The sequence below is a fragment of the Myxococcus sp. MxC21-1 genome (assembly GCF_032612255.1).
GTDB classification, from domain to species: Bacteria; Myxococcota; Myxococcia; order Myxococcales; family Myxococcaceae; genus Myxococcus; species Myxococcus virescens.
Window position 1 is genome coordinate 3,576,834 of record NZ_CP123278.1, and the last position, 14,002, is coordinate 3,590,835.

At 71.0% G+C, this 14,002-nt stretch carries 12 protein-coding genes and 1 pseudogene; 6 read left to right on the forward strand and 7 right to left on the reverse strand.

Features of this window, described 5'->3' with window-relative positions:
* Positions 1-75 precede the first annotated feature (75 nt).
* Positions 76-1,558 (reverse strand): annotated as a pseudogene (gene dacB, locus QEG98_RS16520) (D-alanyl-D-alanine carboxypeptidase/D-alanyl-D-alanine-endopeptidase).
* Positions 1,559-1,707: 149 nt separating this feature from the next.
* Here dacB and rdgC point away from each other — a divergent pair.
* On the forward strand, positions 1,708-2,355 hold the full coding sequence (gene rdgC / locus QEG98_RS16525) for a recombination-associated protein RdgC (RefSeq protein WP_090494988.1): 648 nt from the start codon (positions 1,708-1,710) through the stop codon (positions 2,353-2,355).
* Entirely contained in the window at positions 2,342-3,031 is a 690-nt protein-coding gene (locus tag QEG98_RS16530; protein WP_316567341.1) for a hypothetical protein, read from the forward strand. Before rdgC ends, QEG98_RS16530 begins: the two co-directional genes overlap by 14 nt.
* Positions 3,032-3,040: 9 nt before the next feature.
* Here the strand turns inward: QEG98_RS16530 and QEG98_RS16535 are convergent, their stop codons facing one another.
* Genes QEG98_RS16535 through QEG98_RS16545 form a run of 3 tightly spaced genes read right to left on the reverse strand, consistent with a single transcriptional unit; the run spans position 3,041 to position 4,162 of the window.
* Positions 3,041-3,433 (reverse strand): VTT domain-containing protein, encoded by a 393-nt coding sequence (locus QEG98_RS16535; RefSeq protein WP_316567342.1) that lies wholly within the window; start codon positions 3,431-3,433, stop codon positions 3,041-3,043.
* Positions 3,430-3,744 carry a hypothetical protein gene (locus tag QEG98_RS16540; protein ID WP_316567343.1) on the reverse strand — a complete coding sequence of 105 codons (315 nt, stop codon included), beginning with the start codon at positions 3,742-3,744 and terminating at the stop codon, positions 3,430-3,432. The genes QEG98_RS16535 and QEG98_RS16540 overlap by 4 nt, the downstream gene beginning before the upstream one ends.
* Entirely contained in the window at positions 3,737-4,162 is a 426-nt protein-coding gene (locus QEG98_RS16545) for a GAF domain-containing protein (RefSeq protein WP_316567344.1), read from the reverse strand. Before QEG98_RS16545 ends, QEG98_RS16540 begins: the two co-directional genes overlap by 8 nt.
* Positions 4,163-4,343: 181 nt before the next feature.
* On the opposite strand from QEG98_RS16545, the gene QEG98_RS16550 reads away from it, so the two are divergent.
* Positions 4,344-6,545, forward strand: coding sequence for an ATP-binding protein (locus tag QEG98_RS16550; protein WP_316567345.1), 2,202 nt, complete (start codon positions 4,344-4,346; stop codon positions 6,543-6,545).
* Here QEG98_RS16550 and QEG98_RS16555 read toward each other — a convergent pair.
* Positions 6,533-6,940, reverse strand: coding sequence for a hypothetical protein (locus tag QEG98_RS16555; protein ID WP_316567346.1), 408 nt, complete (start codon positions 6,938-6,940; stop codon positions 6,533-6,535). The two genes, QEG98_RS16550 and QEG98_RS16555, sit on opposite strands and share 13 nt — an antisense overlap.
* 290 nt (positions 6,941-7,230) lie before the next feature.
* On the opposite strand from QEG98_RS16555, the gene QEG98_RS16560 reads away from it, so the two are divergent.
* Positions 7,231-9,531 carry an SO2930 family diheme c-type cytochrome gene (locus tag QEG98_RS16560; protein ID WP_316567347.1) on the forward strand — a complete coding sequence of 767 codons (2,301 nt, stop codon included), beginning with the start codon at positions 7,231-7,233 and terminating at the stop codon, positions 9,529-9,531.
* Positions 9,532-9,574: 43 nt separating this feature from the next.
* On the opposite strand, the gene QEG98_RS16565 is transcribed toward QEG98_RS16560, so the two are convergent.
* Positions 9,575-10,858 (reverse strand): endonuclease/exonuclease/phosphatase family protein, encoded by a 1,284-nt coding sequence (locus QEG98_RS16565; RefSeq protein WP_316567348.1) that lies wholly within the window; start codon positions 10,856-10,858, stop codon positions 9,575-9,577.
* Positions 10,859-11,111: 253 nt separating this feature from the next.
* Between QEG98_RS16565 and QEG98_RS16570 the strand changes: the two genes are divergently transcribed.
* Positions 11,112-11,918, forward strand: a complete 807-nt coding sequence (locus QEG98_RS16570; RefSeq protein WP_316567349.1) for a hypothetical protein — start codon at positions 11,112-11,114, stop codon at positions 11,916-11,918.
* A 4-nt stretch (positions 11,919-11,922) separates the two neighbouring features.
* Here the strand turns inward: QEG98_RS16570 and QEG98_RS16575 are convergent, their stop codons facing one another.
* Positions 11,923-12,477 carry a hypothetical protein gene (locus QEG98_RS16575; RefSeq protein WP_316567350.1) on the reverse strand — a complete coding sequence of 185 codons (555 nt, stop codon included), beginning with the start codon at positions 12,475-12,477 and terminating at the stop codon, positions 11,923-11,925.
* A 329-nt stretch (positions 12,478-12,806) separates the two neighbouring features.
* Here QEG98_RS16575 and QEG98_RS16580 point away from each other — a divergent pair, with 329 nt between their 5' ends.
* On the forward strand, positions 12,807-13,994 hold the full coding sequence (locus QEG98_RS16580; protein ID WP_316567351.1) for an AraC family transcriptional regulator: 1,188 nt from the start codon (positions 12,807-12,809) through the stop codon (positions 13,992-13,994).
* Positions 13,995-14,002 lie beyond the last annotated feature (8 nt).

Consider the following 14,002-nt stretch of genomic DNA (forward strand, 5'->3'; position numbering starts at 1 on the left):
ATGCCGCCGTGCGCCGGGTGTTCGCCCGCACCTCCGCCGTGCAACCGTTGGGAATGAGACGGTGCGTCCTGGCCGTCAGCGCAGCGGCAGTGTGACCAGCCCCGCGGCGAACCGGTCGAACGCCTCATTGGCGGGCAGGGCGGTGCCGTCGTCCATGTTCCCCAGCATCAGCGCGAAGACGACGCGTGGGTGCCGCGCGTCGCCCGGCCGGTCCACCACCCCCACGAAGCACCGCTGACCGGACAGCGTGCCCGTCTTCGCGCGGATGTGGCCCGCGGTATCGGCGGTGACGGGGCGGGCGGCGAGCGTGCCGTCCTGGCCGGCCACGGGCAGGCTGTCCAGCAGCGCGGTGCCGTAGGCTTCACGCAGGCTGGTGAAGATGACGCGCACCAGTCCCCGCGCGGTGGCCAGGTTGTACCGGGACAGGCCACTGCCATCCACCGGGCGCAAGTCTCGCGAGGGGATGCCTCGGCGGGTCAGCTCCTCCGTCAGCGCGGTGCGCAGGGCGCCATAGCTCTCCGTGCCCGTGAGCTCGCGCGCGAAGCGCAGGCCCAGGCGCTCCGCGTACAGGTTGAGGGATTCCTTGTTCGTCACCTTCACCAGCTCGGACAGCGGCGGGCTGACCAGGGTGACCAGGGGCGCGGGCACGGCGGGTTGCCGTGGCGTGGGCGCCTCCAGCGTCACGGGCAGCCGGGGGATGCCGCGCGCGAGCAGGGCCGCCTCCACGCAGGCGGAGAAGAGCTGCTCGGGTTCGTCCACCGACAGCCTCACCGCGGCGGAGCGGGGGCAGGTGTCCGCGGTGGAGCGCCACAGGCAGCGCACGCCGGGCCCGCCACGCTGGCGCACGCAGGCCAGGGAGGGGCGCTCCGCGTTCGTGTCCACGCCCACCACGGCCGTCAGCGTCGCGAAGGCGGGGGTCACCTGGAGGGTGGGGGCTGCGCGCAGTCGGCGCCCGCGGCCCGGGACAGCGCCACGTCCACCACGTTCTCCCGGAAGACGAAGGCCGTTGGCGCCGCGCTGTAGGCATAGGCGGCGTCATCCCAGGCCCAGCCGGGGCCGAAGGGGAACTCCGCCTCCTTCGCGCCGCGCACGCGCACCTGCCCGCGCCACTGGCGGATGCCGCGCGCCTGGAGGGCGTCCGCCACCTGCTCACACGCCAGCGCCGTCTCGGGGAAGCGCCACGAGCCCAGGGACGGGTCCCCCGTGGGGTCCACCACGATGTCGCCCAGGAAGAGGCCGCCATCCAGCGTGCCCTCCAGGGCCACCGGCGTCTGGAAGCGGAAGTCCGCGCCCAGCGCGGAGAGGACCGACGCGGTGGAGACGACCTTGAGCGTGGAGGCGGGCAGGAGCCGGACGTGCTCGCGGTGGGTGAAGAGTGGCTCGCCCGTCTGTGCGTCCACCACGTAGGCGCTGGCCAGGGCGCCTTCGGCCTCCAGGGTGTCGAAGAGCGCGCGGGCCAGGGAGGGAAGGGTGTCGCCCTCGGGTCGCGTCTCGCGGAAGCAGCCGGAGAGCACCAGGGGGCCACGAGCAGCAGCGAGACGGACAGGACGCGGCGCATGTCGCCCGCCACGCTACCGCCGTGGGGCGGACCTGTCATTCGGCCGGGGACAGGCCGCCTGGAAAGGGAGCGCGGCCACGAGGAAGGCGCCGTCAGCCACACCGAGTGCCTTGACGGCACGGCGCGCGCACCCCATCCTGCCGCGCCCCATGCCTGTCCTTCGTGGTGCTGTCACGCTGTCGCGCTTCCGGGTCGAACCGGCGAAGGAAGCGCCTTCGGATGTCAAACGCTGGCTGACGCGCGGCCTCAAGGCGCACGCGTTCGAGCCCATCGACCGCCGCTCCGAAGAAGAGCGCGCCGTCGGCTTCGTGGAGCTGGAGAACGAGGAATCCAGCGAGTTCTCCGCCGGCCGTCTCTACTATGGCGAGTACGCGCTGTTCGCCTTCCGCATCGACACCATCAAGGTGCCGGCCGCGGCGCTCAAGGCGGAGCTGGCGAAGTGGGCCGCCGCCTTCGAGAAGGAGAATGGCCGCCCGCCCAGCCGCGGCGAGAAGACGCAGAGCCGCGGTGAAATCCGCCAGATGCTGCGCAACCGCGCCACGCCCCGCACGTCGACGGTGGACGTGAGCTGGAACCTGAAGACGCAGCAGGTGCAGATCTGGTCCGCGTCGCGCAAGGTGGTGGACGAAATCACCGTCGCGCTGGAGGGCGGGCTGAACGTGAAGTTCTTCGGCATGACGCCGTCGGCCATGGCGCAGACGGCGGGCATCGATGAGTCCCTGCTGGGGCCCACCACGGAGCTGATTGGCATGGACCTGCCGGCGACGGCGGGGGAGGTGGCACATGGCGAGGCGTGACGCGGCGCGGGCCGAAGCGGCCTTCATGCGCGGTGATGTCGGCGTGGACGGCGGCGCCACCGAGGAGACGAAGGACGAGGCCGAAGTCGAAAAGGGCAAAGCGCAAGACCAGTTGCTGCGTGGCCGCGCCTACCTGGGCCGCGAGTTCCTCACGTGGCTCCTGTGGCGCACCGAGGCCGGCGGGCCGCTCGTCGAGGTGGAGGGTGAAGGCGTCAGCGTCCTCTTCATGGGCCGCGTGGTGCTGCGCGGCGTGTCCGGTGAGGTGACGGAGATGAGCGCCAAGGGCACCCTGGCGCCGTACTCAGAGCAGGTGAAGCACTCACTGGACCGCGGGCTGCTAGTGGCCCAGGCCCGCCTGCGCTTCACCCAGGGCGAGAGGGAGTTCGAGGCCACGGTGGACTCCGAGTTCCTCGACATCCGCGCGGGCAAGCTGCCGGCGCTGATGAGCGAGGAGGAGGATGACCAGCTTTCCGAGCGGCTCTTGCTGATGGAGCAGCTGGCCGCCATGGTGGACGCGCTGGTGCAGGACTACCTGTCGGTGCGCGCCAGCAAGAGTTGGAGCAAGACGGTCGTCCCCGCGATGAAGGAGTGGATGCGCGGCGACGAGCAGGGCGCGGACGCGCTCGCCAAGGCGGCTCGCGCCCGGGGCCGTGACGCTCGCACGGCGCGGAGCTGAGCGGACCGCCTAGCGCGTCGCCGGGTCCGGATGCGGTGGTGTCCTTCGCCGCATCCAGGCCAGCGCCAGGCCGGGCAGCAGCACCATGCCCGCGAAGAGCAGCAGGAACGACTCCAGCCGCGCTGCGCTGGCGCCCAGCGCGGCATAGGTCACCGACACGCCCAGGTTGGCCAGGGCGCTCACGGTGAGGAACGTCCGGGGGCGCATGCGGCTGGTTCCCGCGAAGAGCACGGACGTCTCCGCCAGCACCGGCACCGCGCGGAAGGCGAGCAGGAACCAGGGCCCCATCCGTTCGGCGGCGCGGGTCAGCCGGCCCAGCTCGGCGTCACCCGCCATGCGCCGCAGCGCCGCCGTTCCGGCCCGCGCGCCCAGGCCATAGCCCACCACACAGCCCGCCATCATCCCAAGCCAGGACGTGGCCGCGCCGACCCAGAAGCCCAGCAGGCCCCTGCGGCGGTGCCCACCAGGCTGGAGGGCACCGGCAGCACGGCATCACCGGCCAGCAGTCCCCCGAGCAGCAGCGCCACCTGCCAGGAGGGTGGCCGCGTGGCCAGGAAGTGTCCGGACGCCGCCTCCAGGCTGTCCCCGAACCAGGCGAAGGGCACCAGGATGGAGGCCAGCAGCAGCCCGCTGAAGGCCACCCAGCCCATGACGGCGCGACCGGACAGCCGGCCTTCGCCCGCCGCCGTCAGGCCCGGCGTGGGCTCAGCCATCCGCGATGGGGAGCCGGGACGCGGCGGCCATCAGGGACGTCTCGCGCTCAGCGGCCAGCGAGCCTTCCTCGGTGAATGCGATGCCCACCACCGCGCGCACACGGCCTGTCGCATCGAGCACCGGAATCGCCACCGCCGCGCGTGCGTCCACTGCCTTCGCGCCCGGCTTGATGTCGTTGGACGTGTCCTCCTTCAGGTTGCACGTCTGCACGGGTTGCTTGCGCACCTGGGCGAGCCCCGCCATCCCCTTGCCGTGTGGCACGTGCTGGACGGCCGCCATCAACGGCGGCGGGATGTTGAGGGCCGCCACGAGGAAGAGGTCGTCTCCCCGCTGAAGGTGGACGGTGCCCGCGGTGGCTCCGTGCTCGCTGGCGAACGACTCCAGCCACGACTGGTAGGACGCGCTCTTTTCGTTCATGGCGCGCAAAACTGTGCGCCCCGGCTTCGCCCGCAGTCAACGCGCCCGGGCCCCGAGTCGACGTTCGAACGCATCCTCCGCGAGACTGTTCAGCCCACGTCACTCCTGTGTACTGGAGGGCAACGCGTCCTCCCGCCCGTGCAGGATGAGGCGCGACGCTCCGCTGGAAGGACGCAGGTCGATGAAGCCGCGCTCGCTCCGCTTCTATCTCGGGTTGCTCGCGCTCGGCCTGCTGGTGCCGCTCGTGCTCTTCGCGGCGGGGGTGGTGAACCGCTTCGCGGCGTCGCAGCGCGAAGCCCGGGCCCAGGGCATGCGCGAGACGGCCCGCGCGCTGGCGCTCGTCGTGGAGCGGGAGCTGGGCCAGTCCATCCGGGCGCTGGAGGTGCTGTCGCATTCGGCCCCGCTGGTGCAAGGCGACCTGAAGACCTTCCATTCCACCTGCCAGGCCGTGGTGGCGTCCCAGGAACAGTGGGGCTCGCTCTCCCTGCTGGATGTGGAGGGCCGGCCGATGTTCACCACGGACCAGCCCTTCGGAGCCGACCTGACGGCGCTCGTGGATGAGCGGCCCTACGTGCGCGAGGTCGTGAAGACGGGGCGCGTGGTCATCTCCGACTTTCCCTACCAGCGCTTCCAGGGGCTGCCCACCGTGGTGGTGGCGATGCCGGTGCGACGCCAGGGCGTGCTCACGGGCGTGCTGGTGGCGACGTATGCCATGCAGCACTTCGACAAGCTCTGGGATGAACAGCGTGTCCCGGGGAATTGGGTGGGCACGCTGGTGGACGAGGAGGGCGTCATCCTCTCGCGCAGCCGGGGCCGCGCCCGGTTCGTCGGAACGAAGGCCCGGCCCGAATACATCGCGAACATCCGCGCGAGCCGCGAGGGTTTCTTCGCGTCGCAGACAGTGGATGGGATGAAGTCGTTCGCGGCCTTCGCGCGTTTGCAGGTGGTGCCTTGGACGGTGTCGTTCGCGGGGCCTCGCGAGGTGTTCACCGCGTCGGTGAACCAGTCCCTGGCCGCGCTGTTCATCGCGGGGCTGGGGTGTTGTGTCATCGCCACCGCCTGGGCCGCCTGGGTGAGCCGCCGCATGACGCGTCCGCTCCGCGCCCTGGCCCGCGCGGCCCGGGAGCGCCCGGACTCGGCGGATGCGTTCACCAATGTAGGGCCCACGGGTATCACGGAACTGGAGGACCTGCGGGCGACGCTCGCGCTCACCGCGGCCATGGTGATGGAGCGCGAGGACGCGCTGCGGACGAAGATGACGGAGGCCGAGGCGGCCAACCTCGCCAAGGACCAGTTCCTGGCCATGCTGGGCCATGAGCTGCGCAACCCGCTGTCCGCCATCACCAGCGGCGTGAAGGTGCTGTCGGTGACGGAGGATGCCGCCAGTCGCGAGCGGGCGCGCGCCCTGGTGGAGCGGCAGGCCTTCCACCTGGCGCGGCTGGTGGATGACCTGCTCGATGTGGAGCGGGTGAGCAGTGGCCGCATCCAGCTCCAGAAGCAGACCATGGACTTGTCGGAGTGCGTGCGGCGCGCCGTCGCGGCGCTGGAGTCTTCCGGACGGACGCAGGCGCACCAGGTGGAGGTAGAGGCCCCGCGGGCCTGGCTGGAGGGGGACGCGAGCCGCTTGGAGCAGGTCGTGACGAACCTCGTGTCCAACGCGCTCAAGTACACGCCGCCCGGCGGTCGCATCCGCGTGGTGACGCGGGAGGAGCCCGGCCACGTGGTGCTGGAGGTGTCCGACACCGGAGATGGCCTGTCACCGGAGCTCCAGGAGCGCGTGTTCGAGCTCTTCTTCCAGGCGGAGCGCACCCTGGACCGCGCGCAGGGAGGCCTGGGCATTGGCCTCACGCTGGTGAAGCGGTTGGTGGAGCTGCATGGCGGCTCCGTGTGCGCGCAGAGTGAGGGGCTGAAGAAGGGCAGCACCTTCACGGTGCGGCTGCCGCGCGGCCAGGTCGAACAGGCGCCTCGGCTTCAAGACGCTCCCATGGCGCCGGCCCCCGGACGCCACGTGTTGCTGGTGGATGACCACGCCGACAGCCGGCAACTCGTCCGCGAGTTGCTCGAACTGGACGGGCACACCGTCAGCGAAGCGGAGGACGGTCCCTCGGGGCTGGCGCGGGCGCGCGAGCTGCGTCCCGAGGTCGTGCTGCTGGACATCGGACTGCCTGGGCTCGACGGCTACGAGGTGGCCCGGGCGCTCCGCTCGACGGACGAGGGCCGCGAGCTGATGCTCATCGCCGTGACGGGCTACGGCCTGGAAGAGGACCGGCGCCGCGCGCTGGAAGCGGGCTTCGACGAGCACCTGGTGAAGCCGGTGGACTTCACGCGTCTGCGTGAGTTGCTGCTGCCGGGGAAACGAGCCGTGCCGGCTCACTCCACGTAGCCGGGACAGGTCTGGACCGCGGGCTGGCAGAGCTGCAATACGCGCGCTGGGGCCGTGAAGGTCTGCTCCCGGGCCTGGATGTAACAACCCGCGGGGTCCTCGTCGGGCGCGGCGAACTGACACAGTTGGACGGCCTGGCTTTGCGTGAGTGAGCCTTCGTCCTGGGCGCGCACGAAGCAGTCGGCGGGCGTGGATGACCGAGCGCCGCGGCAGAGTTGCGTGGCCAGTGCGTCGTCGAGTCCGCCGTCGGTCGCGCGCTGGTAGCAGGACACCTGGGGCACGACGACCTGGGCGGCAGTTGCCGCTGGCACTCCCACGAGGCCGAGCACGGCGGTGAGCGCAGCGCCCGTGAACGGACGAAAGAATCGGGATGTCGTCCCACTGCCTGTCTTCATGAGGCCTCCTTGCCGAGCAATCTAGGGGCTTCTGCGCGGTGAGGCCGGCCCCCGCCCGGCCGTCCGCCCCAGGACAGCGCGACAAGGGAAGGGGTCGTTCCGCCGTCTGCCTTTGTCGGCGGGACTGTCAGGTGACGCGCCGTGTCCGAGGGCAGACGTCCCTCGAACGATGCCCGGGCCCACTTCACGACGACTGCCACCCACGCGGTCCGGCATCCAGCAGAGTCCGCCTTGGATGTGAGGTCCCGTCCCTGGCGTTCCGCCCCGTCGCGAACCACCACAGCATCGCCATGAAACAACGACGAACGTCTGTCCTGATGCTGCTGGGCGTGGTGGCGCTCGCTATGAGCTTGCTCGGCATTTCGCTCGCATGTCCTGGCGCTTCGGGTGACGGTTCCCGTCGCCCAGGGGACGAAGTTGAAATCACCGACCCCTCACCGGGTGGGGGACCGGGTACGGACGGAGACGGGAGCGCACCGATGGCGCCAGATGGTGGGGGCACGGGTGCCCAGGTGCCCTTCGGGCTTGACGTGCGTCCCGCGAACCCTACGTGCGTAGCGCCTCCCCGGCCCCCGGACCCCGCGGGGGCCGCCATCTCGCGCGCGTTCCCGGAGCTGAGCTTCACCCAGCCCTTGTTCGCCCTCCAGGCGCCGGGGGACAACCGCCGCATCTACGTGGTGGAGCGAGGGGGGAGGGTGCGCGTGTTCGACAAGGACGCCACGCCGCCCGTCAGCTCCGTGTTCGTCGACATCTCCGGGCAGGTGAACGTGGAGCATGACGAGACGGGCTTGCTCGGGATGGCCTTCCACCCGGCGTTCGCCACCAATGGCCAGGTGTTCCTCTCCTATGTCGGAAACAGCGCCATGGGCGGTCTACGCTCGTTCATCGTCCGCTACCGCAGTCCGGATGGTGGGGCCACCCTGGACCCGGCGAGCGCGGAGGTCGTGCTCGAACAGGACCAGCCCTTCTCCTTCCACAACGGCGGCCACCTCGCGTTCGGACCGGATGGCTTCCTCTACTTCGCCTTCGGTGACGGTGGCGGACGCGTGGACCCGAAGCAGACGGCCCAGAATCCGGAGCTCCTGCTGGGGAAGATGCTGCGGCTCGACGTGGATAGCGCGCGGCCCTATGCCATTCCGCCCACCAACCCCTACGCGACCGCCGGCGGGCGGAAGGAAATCTACGCCACCGGCTTCCGCAACCCGTGGCGCTGGAGCTTCGACCGGAGCACCGGCGCGCTCTGGCTGGGCGACGTGGGCGAAAAGCTCCTCGAGGAAATCAACCGCGTCGAGCTGGGAGGCAACTACGGCTGGAGCATCCTGGAGGGAACCGAGTGCGCGCGCGGTAGCGGCTGCAGCACCACCGGGTTGACGCCGCCCGTGGCCGTCTACGGCCGCGCAGAAGGCGTCTCCGTCACCGGAGGCTACGTGTATCGCGGCACCGCCGTACCGGCGCTCGCGGGCAAGTACCTCTTTGGCGACTTCGGCTCGGGCCGCATCTGGACGCTGCCGGGTGACGCCCTTCCCGGTGCAGCCGCGGCGCCCCAATTGCTCGTCACCACGGCGCTCAGCATCTCCTCGTTCGCCGAGCTCAACGACGGCGAGCTGCTGGTGGTGGACTTCGCGGGCGGAGGACTGCACCGCATCCACGCGTCTCTGCCCCCCGCACCCGGTGGCGAGGCATTCCCCACACTGCTGTCCGCCACGGGCTGCGCGGACCCGACGAACCCGAACCTCCCCTCGGCGGGCCTCATCCCGTACGGCGTGAATGCCCCGCTGTGGTCGGACGGCGCGGGGAAGGAGCGGTTCATCGGTGTGCCAGACGGGGCGGTGATGACGGTGGGGCCGGAGGGCGTGCTGGACGCGCCACCCGGCACCGTGACGGTGAAGACGTTCCTCCTGGGCGGGAAGCGCGTGGAGACGCGCCTCTTCATGCGCCATCCGGACGGCATCTGGGCGGGCTACACGTACGAGTGGAATGAGGCGGGTACCGACGCGACGTTGCTGGAGACGGGCAAGGTGAAGACGGTGGGGGCACAGACGTGGACGTACCCCAGCCGGGGTGAATGCATGCAGTGTCACACCGCCGCCGCGGGCTTCGTGCTGGGCCTGGAGGTCGCGCAGCTCAACGGGGATTACACATACCCGGGCGGGCGCATCGCGTCGCAGCTCCGGACCCTGGAGCACATTGGCGTGCTGAAATTACCGGCCCCGGTGGAGCAACTGCCCCGGATGCCTGCCTACGCCGGACCGGAGCCCGTGGAGACGCGCGCACGGGCCTACCTGCACGCCAACTGCGCCGTCTGTCACCGGCCCAATGGCCTGGGCCGCGGTGAGTTGGATCTGCGCTACTCCACGCCGCTCGCCGCAACGAAGATTTGTGGTGTGGCGCCAGAGCACGGTGAGCTGGGCGTGGCCGGAGCGATGCTGGTCGCGCCGGGAGACCCGTCGAAGTCGGTCCTGTCGCGGCGCATGCACTCGTTGTCGACGGCACGCATGCCGCCGCTGGCCAGCGCGGTGAAGGACGCCGAGGGCACGGGGCTCGTGGACGCGTGGATTACGTCCCTGCCCGCGTGTCCCGCGGGGCCCTGAGGCCTCGCGGGACGGGGGCGCCAGCATCGGTGAGGCTGGCGCCTCAGGTGGGCTGCTGGACGGTGCCGGGAGCGGGCTTGCCGTCCTTCAACCCTGGCGTCCGCACGTCGTAGTGCGCCACCACGGGTTGGTGGTCGGAGGACTCGGTGCTGCGGTCCACCTCGAAGAGGCGGGGGACCAGTCCAGGGCTGGCGTAGAGGTTGTCGAAGCGCTTGCCCGTCGCGGGCACCACGCCATTCTCATCCGGCAGCGAGGTGAGGGTGGCGCTGTCCGCGATGTCCTGGAGCCGCAGCCATTGCTCGCTGCCGCGTTGCACCCGGCCGGAGCGCAGGTCGGCGCACGCCTGCTTCGGCGTCATGAGCGAGCCATCCGGCAGGCGTACCTGTGCGGTGGTGGCATGGGCGATGGTCTCCGGCAGGCTCTGCTCCAGCACGTGGAGCTCGTGTCGCAACCGCGGGTCGGCGATGTTGCCCACCCCTTCGTCCCCCACGCTGGCGTGGGGCTCGCCGTAGCGCACCTCATATTCCTCCACCGTGTCGGTGTCGTCGTACGTCCTGAGGTGGGCCATCAGCCAGGAGCCGCCTGTCTTGATGGCGGTGTTGGCGTTGAAGTCCCCCAGCACCACCGCGTGCATGACCTCACGGTGCTGCAGCAACGCGTTGAGCTGGCGGAGGTTGCGGGCGTTGATGCCGGAGTCGCCCAGGGTGTGGTGCACGTTGTAGAGCACCACCGGGTGACCCTCCACCTCCAGGCGCACGTACAGCGCGCCCCGGTCCTCGGGAAGCTCGCAGGGGTCTCCGCCCCGCCGCATGATGGCCGCGTCCCGCTCCGCGTCGGGCGTGGCGTACGTGAAGTGCGCCGCGTCCACCAGCGGGTGCCGGGTGAGGAAGGCCTTTCCGTTCACGAGCCGCGCACCGGGGCCGCCGTCATGCCCCTGGTACGCCAGATGGAAGCCATAGCGCTCCGCCAGGAGCACGGCGATGGGGATGTTGGCCTCCTGCAGGCCCAGCACGTCCGGCAGCCGTCCGCGGGCCTCCAGGTTGTCGAAGTAGTCCAGCAGCGCCCGGCGGCGCTGCCCACCGAGCAGGATGTTGTACGTCATCACCGTGAGCCCTGGCCCGCGCGGCGAGCGCACCGCGGGGTTGCGGACCACCAGCGTGCGGCCGTCGCCCAGCGCTCGCTCCGTATTGGGCAGGGACACCGCGGCGAAGTCCGGAAGCGTCACGGTGGTCTCCCGGCGTGGAAGGGCGCCCTCGGGCCCGTGCGCAATCCGGCCAATCAGGGGGCCGACCCCGGGCAGGTGCTCCAGCATCTCCGGAACCTTCATCGGGGCTCCTTCCGCGGGAGCGGCTGCGCGGGTTGAGGGCGGAAGGTGTCTTCGTGAAAGGCAACTGGCGCCACAGGTCCTCCTCGATGCTCTCAAGGTCTGTGCTCGCCCTCCCCATGACCAGGGGGCTCCCAGGGGATGGAGGGCTGGCCGGGCTGCTCCGTTCGGGTGGAGGGCGGCCAGGCTTTCGGGCGTGCCGTCCCGGGCCTGGAGACCGAGGAAGCCCGGTCGCACTTATGGTTGAATACCGGACATGCGGCGATGGGTGTTCCTGGCGGTGATGGCTCCTCTCCTGGTGGCGTGTGCCACGACCCGCCAGGCGGTGCCCCGAAGCACCTCCTGTGAGAAGGGAAGCCTTTGGGCCTGCAACGAATGGGGAGAGCAGCTCCTCCAGGACGGAGACCGGACCCAGGCGGAGACGGCCTTCTCCAAGGCGTGTGACGGTGGCTCGACGCAGGGGTGCCTGGCCCTGGGGCGCCTGCGCATGGCGGACGGCAACCTCGCGGGCGCCGAGGCGCCGTTCGTCACGGTGTACGAAACGGACAGTGAGGAGGGCGCCCTGGCGCTCGCGGACCTCTACGACGCGCGCGGTGGCGAGGCCCACGCTCGGGCAGCGGCCAGGCTCCGGAGGGAGGCACCGGCGCTGGACAAACCGGCCTTCGACTTCGCCATGCAGTACCGGGTGGGAGCCTGGCGGCCGACGGCGGACCTCGCCCTCAACATCCAGCCCATGGTCTTCCTGGAACGGCGACTCAACATCGGCTCGAACCTGGCCTACACGAGCCGGGGCATCTCCGAGTTCAACGGCTTCGTCGGCTATCAGCACTTCGTCAATGCCTGGGTGGTGCCCTACGGCCGGTTGATGCTGGGCACGGCGACACGCGCATCCCGCGACCCGGGCTTCAACGTCGGCGCGGAGGTGGGCACGCGGCTGGCCCTGGGGTACTTCGGCCACGTCAACGTCGCGGCCGGCATGTCCCGGGCGAGCGGCAACTACATGTCCGTGGGCGTGGGCCTCAACGGCCTCTTCGTACTGTTGATGCTGCTGCACGTCCCTTGACGCTTCAGCGCGTGGGCCGCCCGAGCACGTACGTGATGGCGGCCTTGCCCGGGGCCTTCGCCTCGCCCACCTCCCAGGTGTAGCCCTCGCGCGCCAGGGCCTCCGTCATGCGCCGGAGCTCGTCGGGCTGATGCGTCCTCAGCGCGGACACCAGCCCGTCCCAGAAGATGATGAGCGGCGCCACCGGCACCACGTAGGTGAGCAGCAGCCGCAGCGGCGTCAGCGGCTTCACCATGGGCGTGAAGAGCAGCACCAGCAGGGGTACCAGCAACATGGACAGGATGGCCGGGGGCGTGCGGCGCACCGTCTCGAACGCGGCGAAGGGAACGCCGCGGGCCTGGGCGTCCTCGAGCACCGCGCGGGCCTCGTCCGGCCGGAAGTGGTGCAGGGCGTTGAAGAGGGTCCGCATGCCCCGCAGGTCCGCTGGAACCTGGAGCGCGTCCACCGAGCGTTCCAGGTACTGCGCGCCCTCTGCCCGCGCCCGCTCGGCGGCCTGGGCGTTGGGGAACTTGTCGGTGAGGACCACGCGCGCGTCGATGCCGTGCTTCTCCGCGAGCAACTGGCGCAGGCGGGGCAGGGGGCCTCGGCCGCCGGAGGCCGGTCCACCAGGTCCGGGCCCTGCGCCGCGTTCAGCCCGCGCGCCAGGATTTCCGCCGCCGCGTCGAAGATGCCCAGGCGCGTGCTGATGGTGTGGAGGTAGTCGGTCGTCAAGTCCCTCAGCGCGTCGGGGACCCAGGTCTGGTCCGTGAACTCGAAGAGGTGCAGCCGCGGGAGCAGCGAAGGGGTGTCGTCCATGATCCAAGCGTGCAGGCCCCCGCCGCCCGCGCACTGACGGATGGCGACAGAACGGCTTGCTGGCCGCGCCAACGCGCCGTTAGCGTCCCGTTCGTGGCGCAGCCGCCTCCGTCCTCATCCCCCGAGCCATCCTTGTCCGCGCGCATGGCGCGGCAGGCGCTCCGGCTCGCGGAGACGCTGGGCCTGCCGGTGGAGGCGCTCTGCCGGGAGGCGGGCTTCCGGATGGAGGACCTGGACGACCCGGAGCTGCGAATCCCCTACGCCGCGTTGGACGGCCTCCTGGAGCGGGCGGCGGAGCTGTCCGGGGACGCCAACCTGGGGCTGCACATCGCCCGCGTGGACGTGGTGGACCTGGATGACCCGGCCACCTTCGTCGTCCTCACCTGCGCGACGCTGCGGGAAGCCATGGAGCGGGGCTGCCGCTACCAGCGCGTCTGGGGAGACGGAGAGCGCTTCCTGATGGAGGAGACAGCGTGCGGCGTGCGCATGCGCTTCACGCCCGTGGGCGTATCCCGGCCCGCGCACCGGCACCTGGTGGACGCGGCGCTGGTGCAGTTCGCCACCGGCGTGAGGGCCTTCACGGGCGTGGACGTCCGGCCGCTCGTCGTGCGCTTCACCCACACCGCGCCCGCGGACCTCCGTGAGCACGAGGCGCTCTTCGGGTGTCCCTTGGAGTTCGGTGCGCCCTTCAACGCCATCGAGTTCTCCCACGAGGACGCCCAGCGGCCCTTCATCCACGCGAACGCGCTGCTCAACGCCATGTTCCAACGGCAGGCCCAGCGCGCGTTGGAGCGGCTGCCGGACGTGTCCACGACCACCGAGCGGGTCCGGCAGCAGGTCCGGCGCGAGCTGGCCGGCGGGGACTTCTCCTTCGTGGCCGTTGCCCGGGCCCTGCGGCAGCCGCCGCGGACGCTCCAGCGGCGGCTCGCGGGCGAGGGGCAGAGCTACGCGGCCATCGTCGAAGCCCTGCGCCGCGAGCTGTCCGAGTCCTACCTCCAGCGCCGCATGTCCATCGCCGAGGTGTCCTTCCTCCTCGGCTACGCGGACCCGGTGGCCTTCCACCGCGCCTTCAAGCGCTGGTGGGGCGTGAGCCCGGAGGGCTTCCGGAGGAGCGGCTCCAGGCTCCACGCTGAGCCTGGACCGCTGTCCATCCATCCGGGCGGCGTCTCAGGCCGCCTCGCGCCCGCCCTCCGCCGCCGCGCGCGCCCGCCGCTTCTGGATGGCGAGGAACAGCGCTTCGTGCGTGGCGGGGAGGCCAGCTCCACCTCGCCACCGGCCTGACCGAACGC

Excerpts from the sequence above, each read along its gene's own strand:
- QEG98_RS16565 (WP_316567348.1), bottom strand. The coding sequence starts at position 10,858 with ATGAAGGTTCCGGAGATGCTGGAGCACCTGCCCGGGGTCGGCCCCCTG.
- QEG98_RS16555 (WP_316567346.1), bottom strand. The coding sequence starts at position 6,940 with ATGAAGACAGGCAGTGGGACGACATCCCGATTCTTTCGTCCGTTCACG.
- QEG98_RS16570 (WP_316567349.1), top strand. The coding sequence starts at position 11,112 with ATGCGGCGATGGGTGTTCCTGGCGGTGATGGCTCCTCTCCTGGTGGCG.
- QEG98_RS16560 (WP_316567347.1), top strand. The coding sequence starts at position 7,231 with ATGAAACAACGACGAACGTCTGTCCTGATGCTGCTGGGCGTGGTGGCG.
- QEG98_RS16535 (WP_316567342.1), bottom strand. The coding sequence starts at position 3,433 with ATGATGGCGGGCTGTGTGGTGGGCTATGGCCTGGGCGCGCGGGCCGGA.
- QEG98_RS16550 (WP_316567345.1), top strand. The coding sequence starts at position 4,344 with ATGAAGCCGCGCTCGCTCCGCTTCTATCTCGGGTTGCTCGCGCTCGGC.
- QEG98_RS16545 (WP_316567344.1), bottom strand. The coding sequence starts at position 4,162 with ATGAACGAAAAGAGCGCGTCCTACCAGTCGTGGCTGGAGTCGTTCGCC.
- rdgC (WP_090494988.1), top strand. The coding sequence starts at position 1,708 with ATGCCTGTCCTTCGTGGTGCTGTCACGCTGTCGCGCTTCCGGGTCGAA.
- QEG98_RS16540 (WP_316567343.1), bottom strand. The coding sequence starts at position 3,744 with ATGGCTGAGCCCACGCCGGGCCTGACGGCGGCGGGCGAAGGCCGGCTG.
- QEG98_RS16530 (WP_316567341.1), top strand. The coding sequence starts at position 2,342 with ATGGCGAGGCGTGACGCGGCGCGGGCCGAAGCGGCCTTCATGCGCGGT.